Genomic DNA, 20,080 nt, shown 5'->3' with positions numbered 1-20,080 from the left:
CACCCCCGGCACGTCCGGGCCAATCGAAATCTCGATGTGTCCGGCACGGCCGGAGTGAGAGCGGCGTTTGCCGCCTGATTGACGGAGTCTTCCAGTGACCGCCGCTTCCCACGCAAAGCTCAAGGCTTTGACGATCGTCCCGCCTGCGCACCCGCTCGTCGGTCGCGTAACTCCGCCGGGATCGAAATCCATCACCAATCGCGCGCTGCTGCTGGCTGCGCTTGCCAAGGGGACCAGCCGGCTGACCGGCGCGCTGAAGAGCCGCGACACGCAGTTGATGGCGCGGGCGCTCGGGCAGATGGGCGTGACGGTCGAGGAACCCGATGCGACGACGTTCATCGTGACCAGCAACGGCACGCTGAAGGCGCCAGTCGAGCCGCTGATGCTCGGCAATGCCGGTACAGCGACGCGGTTCCTTACGGCGGCGGTGTCGCTGGTTGAGGGCAGGGTGGTGGTCGACGGCGACGAGGCCATGCGCAAGCGCCCGATCGAGCCGCTGCTGGTGGCGCTGCGATCGCTCGGCATCGATGCGAGCAGCGAGACCGGCTGCCCGCCGGTGGTGATCAACGGCACCGGCACGTTTGGCAGCGGCCGCGTCGAGATCGACGGTGGCTTGTCGAGCCAGTACGTCTCGGCCCTGCTGATGGCGGCGCCCTATGGCGAGGGCGCCATCGAAGTCGCCCTGACCGGCAAGGATCTCGACGCGCGCGGCTACGTGAACCTGACCTTGGCGGCGATGCGGGCGTTTGGCGCGAGGGTCGAACAGCTCGACGAGATGACCTGGCGCGTCGAGCCGACCGGCTACCGCGCCACCGACTTCCACATCGAGCCGGATGCCTCGGCGGCGACCTATCTCTGGGCCGCCGAGGCGCTCACCGGCGGCAAGATCGATCTCGGCGTGCCGATGGATGCCTTTACCCAGCCCGATGCCGAGGCTGCGAAGCTGATCCGCATGTTCCCACATATGCCGGCCGTGATCGATGGCTCGCAGATGCAGGATGCGGTGCCCACGCTGGCGGTGCTCGCGGCGTTCAATGAGGCGCCGGTGCGCTTCATCGGCATCGCCAACCTGCGCGTCAAGGAATGCGACCGCATCTCGGCGCTCTCGACAGAGTTGAGCCGCATCAGGCCGGGTCTCGCGCACGAGGAGGGCGATGATCTCGTCGTCAGTTCCGACCCGGGCCTTGTCGAGCAGGTGCTGCCGGCCAGCATCGAGACTTACGAGGACCACCGTATCGCCATGAGCTTCGCACTCGCCGGGCTCAAGATCGGGGGCATCTCGATCCTCGACCCCGATTGCGTCGGCAAGACCTATCCCGGCTATTGGAATGCGCTGCGCTCGCTGGGAGTGGAACTCATCGACTAGGCGACGCCCAGGGCCGCGATGTCGTCGAGTTCGCTGAGTTCCGTTTCGCTGATCACCTTGTTGCGGCCCTGGTGCTTGGCCGCATAGAGGCAGCGATCGGCGCGCTCGATCAGGGTCGACGGGTTATCGTCGGGCCTGAACATCGCGACGCCGAACGAGGCCGTGACCCGGCCCAGCTTCTCGTTGGTCGAGCGCTTCAGCAGTTCCTTGGCCTGGATCGCCTTGCGGATGTTGTCCGCCAGCGTCACCGCGCCTTCGAGGTCGGTGTCGGGCAGGATGGCCGCGAATTCCTCACCGCCGTAGCGCGCCGCGATATCCTTGCCCTTGATGTTCGATTTCAGCGTCATCGCCACGAGGCGCAGCACCTGGTCGCCGGTCTGGTGGCCCCAGGTGTCGTTGAAGCGCTTGAAATAGTCGATATCGACCAACAGCAGGCAGAGGTGATTGCCGGTCTCGCGGGCGCGGATGACCGCCCGGGTGAGGCCGTCGTCGAAGGCCTTGCGGTTGTAGATCTTGGTGAGCGGATCGAGCAGCGCTTCGCGGCGCACATCGTCGAGATCGCGCTGCAAGGCGTCTAGATCGTCGCGGGAGGCTTGCAGGCTCATTTCGAGCTGGTGGTTGGCATCCTGCATTCGGCGCGTCTCGGCCAGGAGCTCGCCGGCGAGTTTGCGCAGTTCTGCTGCCTCAAGATCGGCAGCGCCAAGGTCGCCGCTGGCAATCTGCAGCGAGGCCGAATAGGCGCTTGCCGTCGTCATCGCCGTGTCGATGGCGTCGTGCACCGCGACGATCCGCTTCGACATGCGCTCGGACACGCCTGACATGCGGGCGTTGGTGTCCTGGGCCTTGAGAAACTCGTTGTAGAGCCGCTCGGCGATATCGGCAGTCACGTGCCCGTTGCGGAAGATCTCGTTGATGCGGGCGTTCAGCGCCGGGTTCACGCCGGTCGCGTAGGTGTAGAGCAGTTCATAGAATTGCGGATAGGGAGGGATCAGCGCCCGTTTCAGCACTTCCAGCGCCGACGTGGCATAGCCCATCGCGCGTCTGAATTCCGGTTCCGACACGGTTCCCCCAAAGGCTCGTCCAGCGCCTCTATAACCCGTACTTTCAGTCCTTCAGCATTAATGGCACGTAAAAACACGCCATTCTGCTAGCACTTCTACGCAGAACCGGCCGGTTTTTCTGTCTATCGGGGTGTCAGCGACGGAGAAGGAAGGCTGGAACCGGCCCATCCGTGCCAAACGGCGAATCGGCGACGATGCCCTCGATGGGCTTGCCGGCCGACGCACGCGCCGGTGTCTCATCCGTCTCGACCGGCCGGCGGGCACCGCGACGCGGGCGCTCGGAACGCTCTTGACGTTCGCGACGGGGCGCGGCTTCCGTCCGTTCCGGGCGAGCTTCGCCATTCGGCTTGGCCGGCGCCTCGGCGGCGCCACCCAGCTTCGTCTCCGGAATATCCTTGCCGATCAACTTGGTAATGGCATCGATATACTTGCCATCCGACGGCGCCATCAACGTGACGGCAACGCCCGAACGGCCGGCACGACCGGTGCGGCCGATGCGATGCACGTAGTCTTCGGCGTGGGTGGGGACGTCGAAGTTGAAGACGTGGCTCACCGCCGGAATGTCGAGCCCGCGCGCTGCCACGTCGCTGGCAACGAGCAGCTGCAGCTTGTCGGTCTTGAAGGCGTCGAGCGTCTCCATGCGGCTCTTCTGGTCCATGTCGCCATGGAGCCCGGCGGCGGAGAAGCCGTGCTTCTCGAGCGAGCGGGCGAGGGTCGCCACGTCGCGCTTGCGGTTGGAAAAGATGATCGCGTTCTTGAGGTTCGGCTCGGCGCGGATAAGCCGGCGCAGCGCGTCGCGCTTTTCCTCCGGCTTGCCCGAGACCCGGACGAGGCGCTGTTCGATGGTCTCGACCACCGAGTTCTGCCGGGCGACCTCGATCCTGATCGGATCGCGCAGGAAGCGGGCGGTGAGCCGCTGGATTTCCGGCGGCATGGTCGCCGAGAAGAACAGCGTTTGCCGGCGCGGCGGGAGCAGGCCGCAGATGCGCTCGATATCGGGAATGAAACCCATGTCGAGCATGCGGTCGGCTTCGTCGATTACGAGGATGTCGACGCCGGTGAGCAGGATGCGGCCGCGCTCGAACTGGTCGAGCATGCGACCCGGCGTCGCGATCAGCACGTCCGCACCGCGATCCAGGACCTTGTTCTGGTCCTCGAACGATACGCCGCCGATCAGCAGCGCCACGTTGAGCTTGTGGTTCTTGCCGTACTTCTCGAAATTCTCGTGCACCTGCGCCGCGAGTTCGCGGGTCGGCTCGAGGATCAGCGTGCGGGGCATGCGGGCCCGGGCCCGACCGCTCTCGAGCAGCGTGAGCATCGGCAGCACGAATGAGGCGGTCTTGCCGGTACCCGTCTGCGCAATGCCGATGATGTCCTTCTTCTGAAGAACATGCGGAATCGCCTGCGCCTGAATATCGGTGGGCTTGGTGTAGCCGGATGCGGCAACCGCATCGATTACCTTGGCGCTAAGGCCGAGCCCGGAAAAATCGTCTGCCAAATCAAAAGGTCCGCTCAAGTAGGAAGGCAGGTCGACAGGCAGCTACTTGAGGAACAGCGGGTCGACAATTCGTCGCGGGGCACAGTCGCTCAACGTCAACTGCACTCGCAGCAACCCATCCGGACTCCGCCCTGTCCGGAAGCGCGCGCAACGCGCCCGGAACATAGTGGAAACCCTTTCCGAGTCAACGGGATTCACGGGGGAGGAGTTAATGCAGAGAGTGTGCTGATCTCACGCTGTTCCAAGTTCGACTAGAAGTATTTCCGGCCAGCTGCCTAACCGCAATGGAATGGCTGAACAACCAAGCCCGCGCGACACGATCAGTTGCCGCTTTCCTGCTACATATTGGCCAGCGGGGAAGCGGCGCGAACCGAGTGAGGCTGACCACGGGCGCCAGCCGAACAGGTTGATTTGCCCGCCATGGGTGTGACCGCTGAGAGTGAGGCCGATGCGATCGGGCACGGATGGAAAGATGTCTGGTTCGTGCGCCATAAGGACCACGGGCGCGTCGTCGGTGACTTGGGCGAGCGTGGCGTCGAGATCACCGATACTGAGCAACCGTGGGCGGTCGAATCGTCGGCCTGGCAGAAGAGCCATCTGATCGTCGAGGCCGGCGAGCCAAAACGGTATGCCGTTCTTTTCGAGGCGGATCGCCTCGTTGCGGTAGGTGCGAATGCCGACATCGCGCAGGGCTCTCAGGGCGAGAGGCGTGGCGCTCTGGTCCAGTTGGAATGCGAGGTCCTCCCAGTAGTCATGATTGCCCAGCACTGCATGGATACCGAGCGGTGCGCTCAGTTTACCCAGCGCGCGGGCCCAGTCGGCGGAGTGGACCTGCTCAAGCACCAGGCCCATACCGGTGGTGTAGTCGCCGAGCAGCAGCACTACGTCAGGCTCGAGCGCCTGTGCCTGGGCGCAAATGCCCTCGATGCGGCTGACCCCCATCCAGGGTTCGCACGCATGGATATCGGCGATGACGGCGATACGCAGATGGAGTCCCGGCGTCCACCGCTGCGGCGTAAGAGCGTAGCGCGTCACCTGGGGTTGCGCCAACGCCTCCACGAAGGGGTAGGCCGCGATCGCGAGCCCACCAAGCACACCTGCGCCCGCCAACTGCAGAAATCGACGCCTCGTGATCACCCTCGTCCCCGGTGCTGTCCAGAGGCTCGCCTCGCGCCTCTAGATATCCAGATCGGTGACGAATGCGGCGTTTTCCTGGATGAAGTCGAAGCGGGCTTCCGGGCGGTTGCCCATCAGGCGATCAACTGTCAGCTTGGTGCCCTCGAGGTCTTCCTTGACACGGACCTGCAGCAGGGTGCGGGACTTCTTGTCCATCGTCGTTTCACGCAGGTGCGTGTAGGGCATCTCACCAAGGCCCTTGAAGCGGGTGATGTCCGGCTTCTTGCCCTTGAACTCGGTGGCGATGATCTCGTCGCGATCAACCTCGTTCATCGCGTACGCGACCTTGGGTCCGGCGCTGATGCGATAGAGCGGCGGCATGGCGAGGTAGAGGTGCCCGCCTTCGATCAGCCCCGGCATCTCCTGGAAGAAGAAGGTCATCAGCAGCGAAGCGATGTGGGCGCCGTCGACGTCGGCGTCGGTCATCAGGATGATCTTGTCGTAGCGCAGGTCGTCATCGCGATAGCGGTCGCGCGTACCACAGCCGAGTGCCTGGATCAGGTCGGCAATGGCCTGGCTCGCCTGCACCTTGTCGCGGCTGAGACCGGCGACGTTGAGGATCTTGCCGCGCAGCGGCAGCACGGCCTGGCTGGCGCGGTCCCGTGCCGATTTGGCGCTGCCACCAGCCGAGTCACCCTCGACGATGAAGATTTCTGCGCCCTGGGCTGCCGACTGCGTGCAATCGGCGAGCTTGCCCGGCAAGCGAAGCTTGCGCGTCGCGCTCTGCCGGTCGACTTCCTTTTCCTTCTTGCGCCGCAGCCGCTCCTCGGCGCGCTCGATGGCCCAGTCGAGGAGCTTGGAGGCCTGGTTGGGCGAGGCGGCGAGCCAGTGGTCGAAAGCGTCCGACAGCGCCTTGTCGACGATGCGGGTCGCTTCCGGCGAGCTGAGCTTGTCCTTGGTCTGGCCGACGAACTCCGGCTCGCGGATGAACACCGAGAGCATGGCCGAGCACTGCACGAACACGTCGTCGGCCGTCAGTTGCGCCGCGCGCTTGTTGCCCGAGAGCTCGGCATAGTTACGGAGGCCGCGGAGCAGGGCGACGCGCAGGCCCTGTTCGTGCGTGCCGCCGTCGCCGGTCGGCACAGTGTTGCAGTATGAATTGACGAAGCCGTCGCCGAGGCACCAGGCGATGGCCCATTCGACCGCGCCGTGGGTACCGGGCTTGCCGACGATGCCCGAGAAGATGTCCTCGGTGATGCGCGGCTCGCCTTCGATGCGGTTGGCGAGGAAGTCCTTGAGGCCGCCTGGGAAGTGGAAGGTGGCCTTGGCCGGCACGTCGTCCTTGGCGAGGCTCTCGTCACAGCTCCAGCGGATTTCGACGCCACCGAAGAGGTAGGCCTTGGAGCGCGTCATCTTGAACAGGCGGGCTGCAGAGAACTTGTGCTCGCCGAAGATTTCGGGATCGGGATGGAAACGCTGCGTGGTTCCGCGGCGGTTCTGCACCTTGCCCAGCTGTTGGACGCCACCCTGCGGTTTACCGCGGGAGAAAGTCTGCCGATAGAGCTGCTGGTCGCGGGCGACCTCGGTGACGAGGAGGTCGGAGAGCGCGTTGACCACCGAAACGCCCACGCCGTGGAGACCGCCAGAGGTTTCGTAGGCCTTGCCGTCGAACTTGCCGCCGGCATGGAGGCGCGTCATGACGATCTCGAGCGTCGAGACGCCGGGGAACTTCGGGTGCGGTTCGACCGGGATGCCGCGGCCGTTGTCCGTGACGGTCAGGAAGCCGTCCTCGCCGTAATGCACTTCGATCCGGCTGGCATGGCCGGCGATCGCCTCGTCCATGCAGTTGTCGATGATTTCGGCGAACAGGTGATGAAGCGCGTTGGCGTCGGTGCCGCCGATATACATGCCCGGGCGACGACGGACGGGCTCGAGGCCTTCGAGCACTTCGATGTCGGCGGCGGAGTAGGAGTGGGCGACGCTCGGAGTCGGGCGTGCAGCGGCGGGGGCAGGGGTGGGCGCCGCGACCGGCTTGGGCACGCGGGGCGCATCGTCTTCCGGGCCGAACAGGTCTTCGATCGCCGCCATGAAATCTCCGTCCGAGGCGCGAATCGGCGCCTCTCAAGCTCTAGCATATCTGCCGGGTTGGGTGGGTTAAGGCGGGAGGTAAGGCGCGTCACGGCGGCTGTCAACCAGCTGTGAACGCCAAGTGAACGCACGGTTCCGCGAGCATTCAAGGCAGCTGCCCTATTTCGGCCCGCGAGATTGCAGAGCGCCCGGCTGGGGCCAGTAGGCAGTGCCCGGGCCTGGTGTTCGGCAATCTCACCAGATGTGCGCCTGATATCACTCGGAATTCCGCCGCCGTGTTGCCCGCAACATGAACGGAGGATGAACGGGCGATACCGCATTGGTTAAGGAAGCAACCTTTAGGGTCATGCAACGCTAGTGGACCTGGCACCACAGAAGACTACCCCAAAAGGAGACTACCATGACCCCGATCCTTTCCCGCGTGATGAAGACCGGCCGTGCTGCGATCATTGCAGTGACGCTCGGCGCCGCGGCGTTCACGGCCATGCCGGTCCAGGCACAGTCTGGCAATCCGACCTTCAACTTCCAGTTCGGCATCCAGGGTGGTGGCGATGGCTTCTCGTACCGCTTCGACAACGGCAAGCGCTTCAAGCGTGACTGCCTGACCAACAACGAAGTCCGTCGTGGCCTGCGCCGGCTCGGCTGGGAGGACATCCGCTTCGTCGACCGCAAGGGCGTCCGCGTGAAAGTCGTCGCCGACTGGGGCCGCCGCACCTACGCGATGACCATCAACAAGTGCACTGGTCGCGTGTCGGATGTCGAACGGCTGCGCCGCCCGTTCGGCCCGGGCTTCCGCTTCCAGTTCAACTTCTGACCCGACATCCGGCGGAGCCGGAACCTCCTCCCTCTGGCTCCGCCGCACCCCGGCCCCGCAACGGGCCGGGGTTTTGCATCTTCGGCACAATGACCAACAGGAGAACACCATGACCACCAGTTCATACCTCCGCGCCGCCGTCCTTGGCCTCACGCTGGCTGCTGCGACTGTCCCGGCCAGCGCGGCGCAGTTCCACTTCGGCTTCGGCACCGACGGCTTCGGCTTCCGCCGGCCGCTCGTCTGCATAGAGCTGACCGACCGGCAGATCCGCAACGCCGTGCGCGACCAGGGCTACACCAACATATTCCTGAACGTGCGGAACGACCGGCGCATCCAGGTTCGCGCCACGCGCGGCGACTGGGTCTACCTGCTCAGGGTTTCGACCTGCACCGGCACCATCCTCGACCGCGACCGGCTGCGCCGAAGCTGACAGATTTGCAAACGATTTCAATGCGTCCGTTTCCGTACAAACGCGCAGGACGCGTTGTTTTGGAGCACTCCGTTTAGACTTCGTTTGCTTTATCGAAGCACTTTCTTAAGCGCCCGCCGATATAACTTTCACATACGGTTTTTGTGTCTGGAGTAGCCGTATGCGTACCCGAAACGAGGGTGGTCTCGCGTACCCTGAGGCCAAGTTTCGGGCGCACCGAAATAGCGGATGGCAGCAAGCCGGATTTCCTAGTTTTGCGTACCGGCTTGCCCATCTTGCTTTTCCCCGTCCCATGATCATCGCCGCTGTCACCGCCCTGTTCTACCTGGCGTGATTGCCAGCATCGGTCGGCTGCGCTATTGAGCCTTCATCCGCCGCACCAACAAACAGGAGGGTCGCGTGGGTTTTCGTCATGACCAGCACCGCAGCCGTGGCCCTGTTTTCGCCCTGCAGCTTGAGTTGCAGGGCTGACCGAGCGGGTCCGGACGACAGTTTCGTCTCATCCAATTCTGGTCTGCCCAAGCCGGCTCCGCATCGCGTGAGCCATTGACGGCAAGGCGCCTTCTGTTGCGCCATGACTAGCGGAAGAGATGAAAATGGGCTCGATCAGCCTCCAGAACCTTTCCACAATTGCGACCGACCCGTTGTTCACCGGGTTGAGCGTCGTCATCGCCGACGGCGACCGGGTTGGCCTCGTCGCGGGCAACGGCCTCGGCAAGACCACGCTGCTGCGCATTATGGCCGGCCTCGCCGAGCCGACCGCGGGCGAGGTGGTGCGGTCTCGCGGCCTGCGCATGGGCTATGTCGAGCAGGATGTCCCTGCCGCGCTGATGCCGCTGACGCTGCGCGACGCTGTGCTCGATGCGTTGCCGCCAACAGATCGCGAGACCGACGCCTGGCGCGCAGATGTCGCCCTCGACGGCTTCGAGACGCCCTACGAGCTGCGCGACCGCAAAGTGTCCGAACTCAGTGGCGGCTGGCAACGCCTGATGCTCATCGCCCGCGTATGGGTGACCGACCCCGACGCGCTGCTGATGGATGAGCCGACCAACCATCTCGATCTCAGCAAGCTGTTCCGGCTCGAGGAGTGGCTCAACCGCGACGCCCGCAACGTGCCGCTGGTGATTGCCAGCCACGACCGCGACTTTCTCGATGCCGTCACCAACCGCACCCTGTTCCTGCGACCGGAGGTCTCGCGCTATTTCGCGCTGGCCTATTCGGCGGCGCGCAAGGAACTCGAGCGCGAAGATGCCTCGCAGGACGCGCAGAACGAACGTGACCTGAAGGAAGCGGCCAAACTCAGGAAGCAGGCGGCCAAGCTCAACAATATCGGCATTAACTCGGGCAGTGACCTGCTGGTGGTGAAAACCAAGCAGCTGCGTGAACGCGCTGCGAAGATCGAGGACGCGGTCCGGCCGACCCACAAGGATCGCTCGGGCGAGATCCGCCTCGCCAACCGTGGAACGCACGCCAAGCTCCTCGTCGGCATCGAGAACGTCACGGTGACAACGCCGCCGGGCGAAGCGCTGTTCCAGATCGACAAGCTCCACATCTTCCAGGGTGATCGCGTCGTGCTGCTCGGCCGCAACGGCGCCGGCAAGTCGCAATTGGTGAAGCTCATCCACCGCGCCATGACCCAGCCCGACAGCGTGCCCGGTATCAAGGTCACGCCCTCGCTGGTTCTCGGTTACACCGACCAGGACATGTCGCAACTGCCCGTGCGCGACACGCCGGAGAACTTCATCTCGGTAGGGTTCAAGCAACCCGACGCGCGTGTGCGGAGCCTCCTCGCGGCGGCCGGCTTCACCATCGAGAAGCAGGGCAAGCCGATCGGCCAGCTCAGCTTCGGCCAGCGCGCCCGGCTGGGCCTGCTCGCCCTGCGGCTGACCGAGCCGAATTTCTACCTGATGGACGAGCCGACCAACCACGTCGACATCCCGGGTCGCGAGGCACTGGAGAGCGAAATCCTGCTGCACGAGGCGACCGCAGTGCTCGTATCGCACGACCGCAGCTTCGTGCGGAATGTCGGCAATCGCTACCTGTTGATCGACGGTCGGAGACTGCGCGAAGTCGATGGCCCGGAGACGTTCTTCGAGGAGATGATGTTGGAGACGGACTGATCGCGGAAGTCAATCTCTGCGATACATACATGAGTTAGATTGCCTAGACGGCGACGATATCTGCACGAATACTCACGTATCGTCACACGGGTAACTTCTGATTCAGGATCGGACAGTAGTGTTTGCGCGTGGATGGAGTGGACGCCACCACGAGTTCTTTGGGAAGAACGACATGCCATCAGTGGCCCAGAAGGGCTCCATTGGCGCCGCGCCAGGCGCCTCGGGCCGCAAAGATACGCGCTTCATCGGCGATGTGATGGGGAGCTACGTGCTCGCCAGCCGGGCCCAGGGGCAAGGCGCCGTGCAGGTCTTCGCCTGCCGCGCCCGCAGCATCTCGGCCTATGAGGCGGTGATCAACGCGCCCGTAGCCGGCACCCCCGGCGAGACGTTCACGGTCACCTTCCAGGGCCTCGGCATCCTGCGCGGTCGCATCGCCCGGGCAGTGGATGGCGGGTTCGTTGCCGGCTTCGATTGCACAGACACCGAGCGATCGCTGCTCGCCTCGCGCATCGACTGGCTCAAGCGCAAGACGCTCAAGACGGTAAGCGACCGCCGTGCCCACAAGCGCGTACTGCCGCGCGAGACCAAATCGAAGCTCGTCCTCGGCGACGGCACGAAGTACGATTGCTTCATCATCGACATGTCGCAATCGGGCGTCGCTGTATCAGCCGACGTACTGCCGCCGCTCGGCGCGCTGGCCGGGGTGGGTGCGGTGCCGGGCAGGGTGGTGCGCTATGTCGAGGCCGGCTTTGCGGTGCAGTTCGCCGAACTGCAGGAACTCGCCCAACTCGAGGCACTGCTGACGCTCAAGACCAGCCAGAACCGCTCCCTTGCCGCCGAACGGCTCGGGCTCGCGGGCGAGAACTAGCGCTCGGTGAACGCCAGCTTGGCGCCGAGCGCGACAAAGGCAGCCGCGAACGTACGGCGCATCCAGGTCAGGATACGTGGCCGGCTCACCACATGCGAGCGCACCGCAGCAGCGAACACCCCGTAGATCGCGAACACCACGAACGTCACCGCCATGAACACGGCACTGAGCTCCAGCATCTGCGGCAGGGCGGTAGCACTGTTCGCGGGAACGAACTGCGGCAGGAACGCGAAGAAGAAGATCGACAGCTTTGGGTTGAGGATGTTCACCAGCACGCCCGAAACCAGGACCTGCCGGATCGATTGTGGCGCGGCGTCCGTGCCGACGCTGAGAGCGCCCTTCTCCCGCAGCGTCTGCCAGGCGATGTAAAGCAGGTAGGCGACGCCGAGATATCTGATGATCTCGAAGGCGAGGGCGCTCGTATGGAGCAGGGCCGCCAGCCCTGTCACCGCAGCCGCGATGTGCGGGATGATGCCGAGCGTGCAGGCAAAGGCGGCGAGAAGGCTCGCCCGCGTGCCGCGAGTGAGCCCGGCGGCGAGGGTGTAGAGCACACCCGTCCCGGGTGATGCGACGATGACCAGCGTGGTGATCAGGAATTCGAGGCTCACCGCTTCCTCCTCAATGGCCCGGAGCCGCGTCGCGCTTGAACAGGCCACGGATCGCTCGCCAGGCAGGTGCGATGACCTTACCGACGATCGGGATCAGCACCAAGCCCAGCACCAAGCCGAGCACGAGGTCGGCGGCAATGGTGGCAAGTTCGCCGAGGAACCCGCCGATCTGCGGCACCAGTTCCTCTGCCCAATGCGCGAACGCCTCGATGCCATGCTCGATGAAGCCGAGGCCGAACCCGGCAAGACCATGGGCGACGATGCCGCCGCCGACCCAGATCATCGCGGCCGTACCGACAACGCTGAGGGTCTGCATGACCCAAGGCATGGCAACGAGGATGCCGCGGCCAAGGGCCCGACCCGCGCCCGTACGGCCCTTCGTGGCGAGGGCGAGCCCGATGTCATCGGCCTTAACGATCAGCGCCACGGCACCATACACGGCCGCTGTGATGCCGAAAGCGACGACGATCAGAATCACGATCGTCTCCCAGAGCGGCAGACCGGGCAGGGCGGCGAGCGCAATGGTCATGATCTCGGCAGAGAGGATGAAGTCGGTCTGGATGGCGCCGGCGACCCGCTCTTCCTCGAGCTTGCTGGGGTCGGGATGTTCAGGGGCGTCGGCCTCATGTTCATGCTCGTGCGCGGCATGGGGGAACAGCGCTTCGAACACCTTCTCCGCGCCCTCGTAGCAGAGATAAGCGCCGCCGATCATCAGCAGCGGAGTGATCAGCCACGGCACGAACAAGCTGAGCGCGATGGCCGCCGGCAGCAGGAACAACAGCTTGTTGCGGATCGAGCCGACCGCGATCTGCCACACGATCGGCAACTCGCGGTCGGCCTTGAAGCCGGTGACGTAGTTCGGCGTCACCGCGGCATCGTCGATCACCGCGCCGGCCGCCTTGAGCCCGGCCTTGGCCGCCTGGCCCGCGACATCGTCGATCGACGCGGCCGCGACCTTGGCGAGCGCCGTCACGTCGTCGAGCAATCCGAGCAGGCCAACACTCATCACGAATCCTCTGGTTTGGCTGACACCATGCCAGCCCGCTCGCCCGGCGCAAACAGCCGGCACAGGCTGTCATCAACGCGGATGTGGCGCTAAAGCTGCCCGGCAAGCCACAAGGAGACTGCGATGCTGCCCTGGGTTGAACTCGGTCGTGCCAAGGTGCCCGGTGGCGGCGAGTTCCGGCTGATGCAGCGCGGCACCGAGTTCACCATCTTCGCCGGCACCATCGGCCTGATGAGCAGCCGGCAGGCCGGGTCGGAAGAAGCGATGTCCAATATCGCCGCCGTACGGATCGGCGGGAAGCCAAAGGCGCGAGTGCTGATCGGTGGACTCGGCATGGGTTTCACGCTCCGCGCTGCACTGGCGCAGTTCCGCCCCGATGCTGAGATCGTCGTCGCCGAACTGGTGCCCGAGATTGCCGGCGCCTGGGCGCGAGGGCCGCTGGCCCATATCCACGGCGAGGGCCTCGACGATCCGCGCCTGACGGTCCGAGTGGGTGACGTCGGCGACGTAATGACAAGCGACACGCAGAAGTTCGACGCGATCCTGCTCGATGTCGACAACGGTCCCGAGGGCCTCTCCCGCCCCGGCAACGATGCCCTCTACAGCCATGGTGGCATTGCCAAGGCCAAGTCCGCCCTCCGCCCCGGCGGCATGCTCGCGGTCTGGTCGGTCGCGCCAGATCCACACTTCGCCAAGCGGCTGGGACAATCGGGCCTGAAGGTCGAAGAGTTGAAGGCCCGGGCGCATGGGGGGAAGGGCGCAAGGCACGTGATATGGGTGGCGACGAAGGCCTGAAAAGAGAAAGGGCCCCGCGGGGCCCTTTCAATTTCATGTCACTCGTCCGGCGCTTACGCCGAGTAGTACATCTCGTACTCGACCGGGTGCGGGGTGTGCTCGAACTTGATCACTTCCGTCATCTTCAGCTCGATATAGCTGTCGATCTGGTCGTCGGTGAACACGCTGCCGGCCTTCAGGAACTCGCGGTCCTTGTCGAGCGACTCGAGGGCTTCGCGGAGCGAACCACAGACGGTCGGGATCTCCTTGAGCTCTTCCTTCGGCAGCTCGTACAGATCCTTGTCCATCGGGTCTCCCGGGTGGATCTTGTTCTTGATGCCGTCGAGGCCGGCCATCAGCATCGCGGCAAAGCCGAGATACGGGTTCGCCAGCGGATCGGGGAAGCGGACTTCGACGCGCTTGGCCTTCGGCGACTGGCCGAAGGGAATACGACAGGAGGCCGAACGGTTGCGGGCCGAGTAGGCGAGCAGCACGGGGGCTTCGAAGCCGGGGACCAGGCGCTTGTAGGAGTTGGTGGTCGGGTTGGTGAAGGCGTTGATGGCCTTGGCGTGCTTGATGATGCCGCCGATGTAGTAAAGCGCGTCCATCGACAGGCCAGCATACTGGTCGCCGGCGAAGAGCGGCTTGCCGTCCTTCCAGATCGACTGGTGGCAGTGCATGCCCGAGCCGTTGTCGCCATAGACCGGCTTCGGCATGAACGTGGCGGTCTTGCCGTAGGCCTGCGCCACCTGCTGGATCACGTACTTGTAGATCTGAACCGAGTCCGCTGCCTTGATGATCGGGCAGAACTTGATGCCGAGTTCGTGCTGGGCCGAGGCCACTTCGTGGTGGTGCTTTTCGATCGGCACGCCCATGGCGCCCATGGCTGCCAGCATTTCACCGCGGATGTCCTGCGCGCTGTCGAGCGGCGGAACCGGGAAGTAGCCCTTCTTCAGCGCGATGTGGTGGCCGGTGTTGCCCGACTCGTACTCAGTATCGTTGTTGGTCGGCAGTTCGGTCGAGTCGACCGAGAAGCCCACCTTGTACGTGGTGTTCGAGTAGCGCACGTCGTCGAAGATGAAGAATTCGGGCTCGGGGCCGAAATAGACCGAGTCGCCGATCCCGAGTTCCTTGACGTAGGCCTCGGCCTTCTTGGCCGTGGTGCGCGGGTCGCGGGAATAGGGCTGGTAGGTCAGCGGCTCGAGAATGTCGCAGTTGATGGCAAGGGTCGAGGCGCCGAAGAACGGATCCATGTAAGCCGAATCCGGATCGGGCATCAGCACCATGTCAGACTCGTTGATGGCCTTCCAGCCGGCGATCGACGAGCCGTCGAACATCGTGCCTTCTTCGAACAGGTCTTCATCGACCATGGTCTGGTCGAAGGTGACATGCTGCAGCTTGCCGCGCATGTCGGTGAAACGAAGGTCTACGTATTTGATGTCCTCATCTTTGATGCGCTTGAGGATGTCGGCTGCAGTGGTCATTCAGTTCCCCTGTGTAAGTCTGGGTTGATGCTTTTAGGCGGGCATGACGGGCCCAGGCGCCCTAGAGCGCGTCGTCGCCGAATTCGCCGGTGCGGATGCGGATAGCCTGTTCGATCGAATAGACGAAGATCTTGCCGTCGCCGATGCGACCGGTTTGCGCGGCCGTGCGGATTGCCTCGATCGCCTTTTCGGCGAGTTCGTCCGGGCACACCACTTCGACCTTCACCTTGGGCAGAAAGTCCACGACATACTCGGCACCCCGATAAAGCTCGGTATGGCCTTTCTGCCGGCCAAAACCCTTGGCCTCGGTCACGGTGATGCCCTGCAGGCCAACTTCCTGCAGCGCTTCCTTCACTTCGTCGAGCTTGAACGGCTTTACGATAGCCTCGATCTTTTTCATTCAGGCCTCCACTCCAGCACCGGTCGGGTGCCGCCCGAATGTATGCAGGGGACGTGCCAGCGCGTGCCAATGGCAAAAAGCATCGGACCAGCAATAGGCTACGCCAAAGACCTAAGAAGGCAGGCGAGGGACGGATATGTTTGAATGGGTAAAAAGTAGGCATGGCGGCTATTAGTTAGACGTAACCGGTATCCACGCTGCCCACCGACGCGGCATCGCGCAGCACGCCCTGTGCAGTTCGAAGTTTGGCGGCGGCGCGAGGCTGAACCCCGCGCCGTCGGTTGACCTCCGCCGTCAGTGCGCGGGAGGGATGTTGTGGTTGACGCGGAACAGGTTGTCCGGGTCGTAGGCCCGCTTTATCGAGGCGAGCTTCGCATAGTTGCTGCCAAAGGTCGCGTGGAGGCGTCCTTCGCCTTCATCGGTCATCATGAAGTTCGGGTAGGCGCCCGCCAGATCGTGCGGGTGAACGTCCTTCCAATAACCCGTGGCCCAGTCCCGGATCGCCTGCCGGTCGGCCGGATCGGGACTGAGGCCGACGATCACCATCGACCACAAGGCATCGCGGGTGTTCCACGCCGTGTCTGTCGGCTTCTTGGCATGAACGGCGCAATCGATGGGGTAGAGGTGCATGGCCGAGAAGATATTGGCCTTGCTGGCGTGGGCGACATGGGCGCGGATCGCGGCATCGGGCAGTGTCTTCACGAAGTCGCCCTTCCAGTACCACTGGAGACCTTTGGGATAGAAGGGATCGAACAGCGTCTGCAGCCCAGTGTACGGAATGGGGCCGCACCAGTCGAAGAGCGGCGTCGGCAGTTCGCTGCGGATCTCGTTCACAGCGGCTTCGCCACCTTCGCCATTGTGGGCGACGAGCAGCACGCACATGATCTTGTTCCAGTGCTCCTCCGGGAAAGGCGCGGTCGGCGGGATGCCCTGGAGGCCAAGGAAGACATAGAATTCCGGCGGCGCCTTGAGCTGGAAGTCGCGATACCACCGCATGATGGCTTCGGCGTCCTCAATGGCATAGGCGATCGGTCCGCCGTAGAGAATCTTGGCCGGGTTCGTCCGGAACAGGAAACTGGTAACTACACCGAAATTGCCGCCTCCACCCCGCAGGGCCCAGAACAGATCGGCGTTCTGCGTTTCGCTGGCGGTGACAAACCGGCCGTCGGCCAGCACGACATCCGCCTCGAGCAGGTTGTCGATCGCGAGGCCGTATTGCCGGCTGAGATAGCCATGCCCGCCGCTTAGCGTCAGCCCTGCGACGCCGGTGGTGGAAATAATGCCGAAAGGTACGGCCTGGCCGAAGGCATGAGTGGCATGGTCCACGTCACCGGTCGTGCAGCCGGCGCCGACCCGCACGGTGCGGGCTGCTGGGTCGACCCGAACACCCTTCATGCCGCTGAGATCGATCACGAGGCCATCGTCGACGCTGCCCAGCCCCGGCCCGTTGTGTCCGCCGCCGCGGATTGCGATCGGCAGCTTGTTGATCCGTCCGAAGTTGACCGCGGCGATCACGTCGGCGGCGTCCGTACAGCGGGCAATTGCCATCGGGTGCTTGTCAATCATTCCGTTGTAGAGGCTGCGTGCGTCCTCGTATTCGGCGTCGGTGGGGCGGATCACCGGCCCACGTAGGCCGGCCGCGAAGTCGGTGAAGATTGTCTCGTTCATGGCTGTACTCCCTCGAGTCTGACCGGCGGACGGTAGGCAGCAAGGACTTGTGCTGGAATGCTCAGGCGTCCGGCTCTTTTGCTCGGTCGATCGCCGGTCTCATTTGCGCGAGCGCCGCCACCGGGTTAGTGTGACCCTGAGGACCGTCGGCGAGGAGGAACGCGCGATGGACGTTCTCTCCGACGTGCTGAGCGCAGTCAGGCTGACCGGCGCCATCTACTTCGATATCGACGCTGGTAACCCGTGGGTCGGCGAGTCCCCGGGTACCGCGGCAATCGCCGCTGCGATCATGCCCACCGCCGAGCACATCATCTCGTTCCACATCGTGCTCGCGGGGGGATGCTGGGCGGCCATGGCTGATGGCTCGGTGCCGCCGGTGTGGCTGGACGCCGGTGACGTGGTGGTCTTCCCCAGCGGCGCCCCGAATGTCCTCAGCTCTGCGCGGGGAGCGCGGGGGAGGCCCAACCCGCTGTCCATGTACTACCGTCCTGTCGATGAGCACCTGCCGTTCGAGGTGATCCATGGCGGCGACGGGCCCGATCGGACCCGTTTCGTGTGCGGTTTTCTCGGCTGCGACTCGCGGCCCTTCAATCCGCTGCTATCGGCGCTCCCCCCGCTACTGTGCATTCCCCAGTCGGCCGGCGCACTCGGGATCAGCGATCTGTTCGCGATGGCTCTGGCCGAGGGCAAGGGCGCGCGGGCGGGCTCGGAGACGGTACTCGCCAAGCTCAGCGAACTAATGTTCGTCGAGGTCCTGCGACGGCATATCGAGGATCTGCCGGAGGACGCACGAGGCTGGCTCGCCGGCCTGGGCGACAGCCACCTCGGGGAAGTGCTGCGATTGCTGCACAGCCGGCCCGCCGAGGCGTGGACGATCGACAGCCTGGCGCGGGCGGCCGGCATGTCGCGCTCTGTCCTCGCAAGCCGCTTCTCCGCCAAGATGGAGGTGTCGCCAATGCAGTACCTCGCCCGCTGGCGCATGCATCTGGCTGCACGTCGCCTCGAAGATCCGCATGTCAGTATCGGCCAGGCCGCCGCCGATGTGGGCTATGAGTCCGAGGCGGCATTCAACCGCGCATTCAAGAAGTTCGTCGGTGTGCCGCCGGGGGCGTGGCGGCGCGGCGGGCACCGCCGCGACACAAGTACGGTCGACGCTGGGCCCGGTCCCATCTGAGCCTTTGACCTTCCCCGTTTCTTGCCATATATGCACGCGACCCGGCCGACGGGGCACCTTGCGGGTGTGGCGGAACTGGTAGACGCACTGGATTTAGGTTCCAGCGCCGCAAGGCGTGGAGGTTCGAGCCCTCTCACCCGCACCAATCCGCCGCGGAACCCCCGGCCACACGAGTTTTGAAGAGACAACGGGATACCCCAATGCAGGTCACAGAAACCCTCAACGAGGGCCTCAAGCGCAAACTCTCCGTGGTCATCCCGGCCAAGGACCTGAGCGAGCGCCTCGATGCACGCCTCGATGAGATGAAGTCCACCGCCAACATCAAGGGCTTCCGCCCGGGTAAGGTGCCGGCAGCGCACCTCAAGAAGGTCTATGGCCGTTCGGCCATGTCGGAAGTGCTGTCCGACGCCATCAACTCCACCGTCTCCAAGACCCTGGACGATCGCTCCGAGCGCGCCGCGACGCAGCCGAAGGTCGACCTGCCGGAAGACCAGGACGTCATCAACAAGGTGCTGGATGGCGCCGCCGATCTCAATTTCGAGGTCAGCTACGAAATCTTGCCGCCGGTTGCGCTGATGGACTTCTCGAGCCTTGCGGTCGAGACCCCGGTCGTCGAGATCGACGAGAAGGACCTCGACACCGAAGTGCAGCGCGTCTTCGCGCAGCAGCGCGGTTATGAAGAGAAGGGCGAGGATGGCGTTGTCGAGACCGGTGACCGTCTCGGCCTCTCGTTCAAGGGCACGATCAAGGGCGAGGCCTTTGCAGGCGGTTCGACCGACCATGCGCACCTCACCGTCGGCTCGGGCGAGTTCATCCCCGGCTTCGAAGAACAGCTCGTGGGCATGAAGAAGAACGAGACCAAGACCGTGAAGGTCACGTTCCCCAAGGACTATGCGCAGGAAGAACTGGCCGGCAAGAAGGCCGACTTCGAGACCACGATCCTCCACATCGACGGCCCCAAGGCCGGTGAGCTGAACGACGAGTTCGCGAAGAGCCTCGGGCTCGAGGACGTCGCCGGGCTCCGCAACGCGGTCAAGGACCAGATGCGCGCCGCGCTCGATTCGATGAGCCGTCAGGCGGTGAAGCGCCAGATTCTCGATCAGCTCGACGAGGGCCACAAGTTTGAAGTGCCCCAGCAGTTGGTCGACGCCGAGTTCGACACCATCTGGCAGCGCGTCGTGCACGAGGTCGAGCATCACGGCCGTTCCTTCGAGGACGAGGGCACGACCGAGGAAGCCGCCAGGGAGCAGTACAAGAAGATCGCCGAGCGCCGCGTGCGCCTGGGCCTGGTCGTCGCCGAGATCGGCAACGTAAACAAGGTCGAAGTGACCGAGGACGAGCACCAGCAGGCTCTCATCGCCGAGGTCCGTCGTTTCCCGGGCCAGGAACAGCAGGTCTACGACTACTACCGCAAGAACCCGCAGGCCCTCGCCGGCCTCCGCGCTCCGGTGTTCGAGAACAAGGTCGTCGAGTTCGTCACGGCGCAGGCCAAGAAGACCGACAAGACCATGACCCGGGCCGAGCTTTCGAAGCTCATCGCTTCGGAAGAGGACGAGGTCCCGGAGGAGCACCACCACTAAGGGTGAGTGATCCGACGAATTCGAG

General features: G+C 64.3%; 17 protein-coding genes and 1 tRNA gene. 9 read left to right on the top strand and 9 right to left on the bottom strand.

Features of this window, described 5'->3' with window-relative positions:
• Positions 1–94 precede the first annotated feature (94 nt).
• A complete protein-coding gene (locus ACOYW5_RS04075) occupies positions 95–1,366 on the top strand; it encodes a 3-phosphoshikimate 1-carboxyvinyltransferase (protein ID WP_423067979.1) in 1,272 nt (423 codons plus the stop codon).
• Here the strand turns inward: ACOYW5_RS04075 and ACOYW5_RS04070 are convergent.
• The 4 genes from ACOYW5_RS04070 to parE form a co-directional block, all read right to left on the bottom strand.
• A complete protein-coding gene (locus ACOYW5_RS04070) occupies positions 1,363–2,400 on the bottom strand; it encodes a GGDEF domain-containing protein (RefSeq protein ID WP_423067978.1) in 1,038 nt (345 codons plus the stop codon). The two genes, ACOYW5_RS04075 and ACOYW5_RS04070, sit on opposite strands and share 4 nt — an antisense overlap.
• 160 nt (positions 2,401–2,560) lie before the next feature.
• Positions 2,561–3,925 (bottom strand): DEAD/DEAH box helicase, encoded by a 1,365-nt coding sequence (locus tag ACOYW5_RS04065; protein ID WP_423067977.1) that lies wholly within the window; start codon positions 3,923–3,925, stop codon positions 2,561–2,563.
• 231 nt (positions 3,926–4,156) lie between these two features.
• Positions 4,157–5,062 (bottom strand): metallophosphoesterase, encoded by a 906-nt coding sequence (locus ACOYW5_RS04060; RefSeq protein WP_423067976.1) that lies wholly within the window; start codon positions 5,060–5,062, stop codon positions 4,157–4,159.
• Positions 5,063–5,101: 39 nt separating this feature from the next.
• On the bottom strand, positions 5,102–7,129 hold the full coding sequence (parE, locus tag ACOYW5_RS04055; protein WP_423067975.1) for a DNA topoisomerase IV subunit B: 2,028 nt from the start codon (positions 7,127–7,129) through the stop codon (positions 5,102–5,104).
• A gap of 400 nt (positions 7,130–7,529) precedes the next feature.
• Here parE and ACOYW5_RS04050 point away from each other — a divergent pair, with 400 nt between their 5' ends.
• The 4 genes from ACOYW5_RS04050 to ACOYW5_RS04035 all read left to right on the top strand — a co-directional run bounded on the left by ACOYW5_RS04050 (position 7,530) and on the right by ACOYW5_RS04035 (position 11,361).
• Positions 7,530–7,943 carry a hypothetical protein gene (locus ACOYW5_RS04050; RefSeq protein ID WP_423067974.1) on the top strand — a complete coding sequence of 138 codons (414 nt, stop codon included), beginning with the start codon at positions 7,530–7,532 and terminating at the stop codon, positions 7,941–7,943.
• 109 nt (positions 7,944–8,052) lie between these two features.
• Entirely contained in the window at positions 8,053–8,373 is a 321-nt protein-coding gene (locus ACOYW5_RS04045) for a hypothetical protein (protein ID WP_423067973.1), read from the top strand.
• A gap of 596 nt (positions 8,374–8,969) precedes the next feature.
• The gene (locus tag ACOYW5_RS04040) at positions 8,970–10,493 is read left to right on the top strand and encodes an ABC-F family ATP-binding cassette domain-containing protein (protein WP_423067972.1); all 1,524 of its coding nucleotides are present in this window, start codon (positions 8,970–8,972) and stop codon (positions 10,491–10,493) included.
• Positions 10,494–10,665: 172 nt separating this feature from the next.
• Positions 10,666–11,361, top strand: a complete 696-nt coding sequence (locus tag ACOYW5_RS04035) for a PilZ domain-containing protein (protein ID WP_423067971.1) — start codon at positions 10,666–10,668, stop codon at positions 11,359–11,361.
• Here the strand turns inward: ACOYW5_RS04035 and ACOYW5_RS04030 are convergent.
• Complete coding sequence (locus ACOYW5_RS04030) at positions 11,358–11,969, bottom strand: LysE family translocator (protein ID WP_423067970.1); 612 nt, start codon at positions 11,967–11,969, stop codon at positions 11,358–11,360. The two genes, ACOYW5_RS04035 and ACOYW5_RS04030, sit on opposite strands and share 4 nt — an antisense overlap.
• Before the next feature lie 10 nt (positions 11,970–11,979).
• The gene (locus tag ACOYW5_RS04025; protein ID WP_423067969.1) at positions 11,980–12,975 is read right to left on the bottom strand and encodes a DUF808 domain-containing protein; all 996 of its coding nucleotides are present in this window, start codon (positions 12,973–12,975) and stop codon (positions 11,980–11,982) included.
• A gap of 123 nt (positions 12,976–13,098) precedes the next feature.
• Here ACOYW5_RS04025 and ACOYW5_RS04020 point away from each other — a divergent pair, with 123 nt between their 5' ends.
• Positions 13,099–13,770 (top strand): spermidine synthase, encoded by a 672-nt coding sequence (locus tag ACOYW5_RS04020; RefSeq protein ID WP_423067968.1) that lies wholly within the window; start codon positions 13,099–13,101, stop codon positions 13,768–13,770.
• A gap of 53 nt (positions 13,771–13,823) precedes the next feature.
• On the opposite strand, the gene glnA is transcribed toward ACOYW5_RS04020, so the two are convergent.
• The 3 genes from glnA to ACOYW5_RS04005 form a co-directional block, all read right to left on the bottom strand.
• Positions 13,824–15,233 carry a type I glutamate--ammonia ligase gene (gene glnA, locus ACOYW5_RS04015; protein WP_423067967.1) on the bottom strand — a complete coding sequence of 470 codons (1,410 nt, stop codon included), beginning with the start codon at positions 15,231–15,233 and terminating at the stop codon, positions 13,824–13,826.
• 61 nt (positions 15,234–15,294) lie between these two features.
• Entirely contained in the window at positions 15,295–15,633 is a 339-nt protein-coding gene (locus tag ACOYW5_RS04010) for a P-II family nitrogen regulator (RefSeq protein WP_126151873.1), read from the bottom strand.
• Positions 15,634–15,927: 294 nt separating this feature from the next.
• Entirely contained in the window at positions 15,928–17,301 is a 1,374-nt protein-coding gene (locus ACOYW5_RS04005) for an FAD-binding oxidoreductase (RefSeq protein ID WP_423067966.1), read from the bottom strand.
• A gap of 166 nt (positions 17,302–17,467) precedes the next feature.
• Between ACOYW5_RS04005 and ACOYW5_RS04000 the strand changes: the two genes are divergently transcribed.
• From ACOYW5_RS04000 to tig, 3 genes are all read left to right on the top strand, one after another.
• Positions 17,468–18,475 carry an AraC family transcriptional regulator gene (locus tag ACOYW5_RS04000; RefSeq protein ID WP_423067965.1) on the top strand — a complete coding sequence of 336 codons (1,008 nt, stop codon included), beginning with the start codon at positions 17,468–17,470 and terminating at the stop codon, positions 18,473–18,475.
• Between the two features lie 60 nt (positions 18,476–18,535).
• Positions 18,536–18,620, top strand: a tRNA-Leu gene (locus ACOYW5_RS03995).
• Between the two features lie 55 nt (positions 18,621–18,675).
• Positions 18,676–20,055: a trigger factor gene (gene tig, locus ACOYW5_RS03990; protein WP_423067964.1), complete on the top strand. Its 1,380-nt coding sequence runs from the start codon at positions 18,676–18,678 to the stop codon at positions 20,053–20,055.
• Positions 20,056–20,080: the final 25 nt, after the last annotated feature.

It is taken from the genome of Devosia sp. CN2-171 (assembly GCF_049354815.1).
Taxonomy (GTDB): Bacteria; Pseudomonadota; Alphaproteobacteria; order Rhizobiales; family Devosiaceae; genus Devosia_A.
The sequence above is the reverse complement of the archived record's forward strand: the minus strand, read 5'-3'. Positions and strand labels throughout refer to the sequence as shown.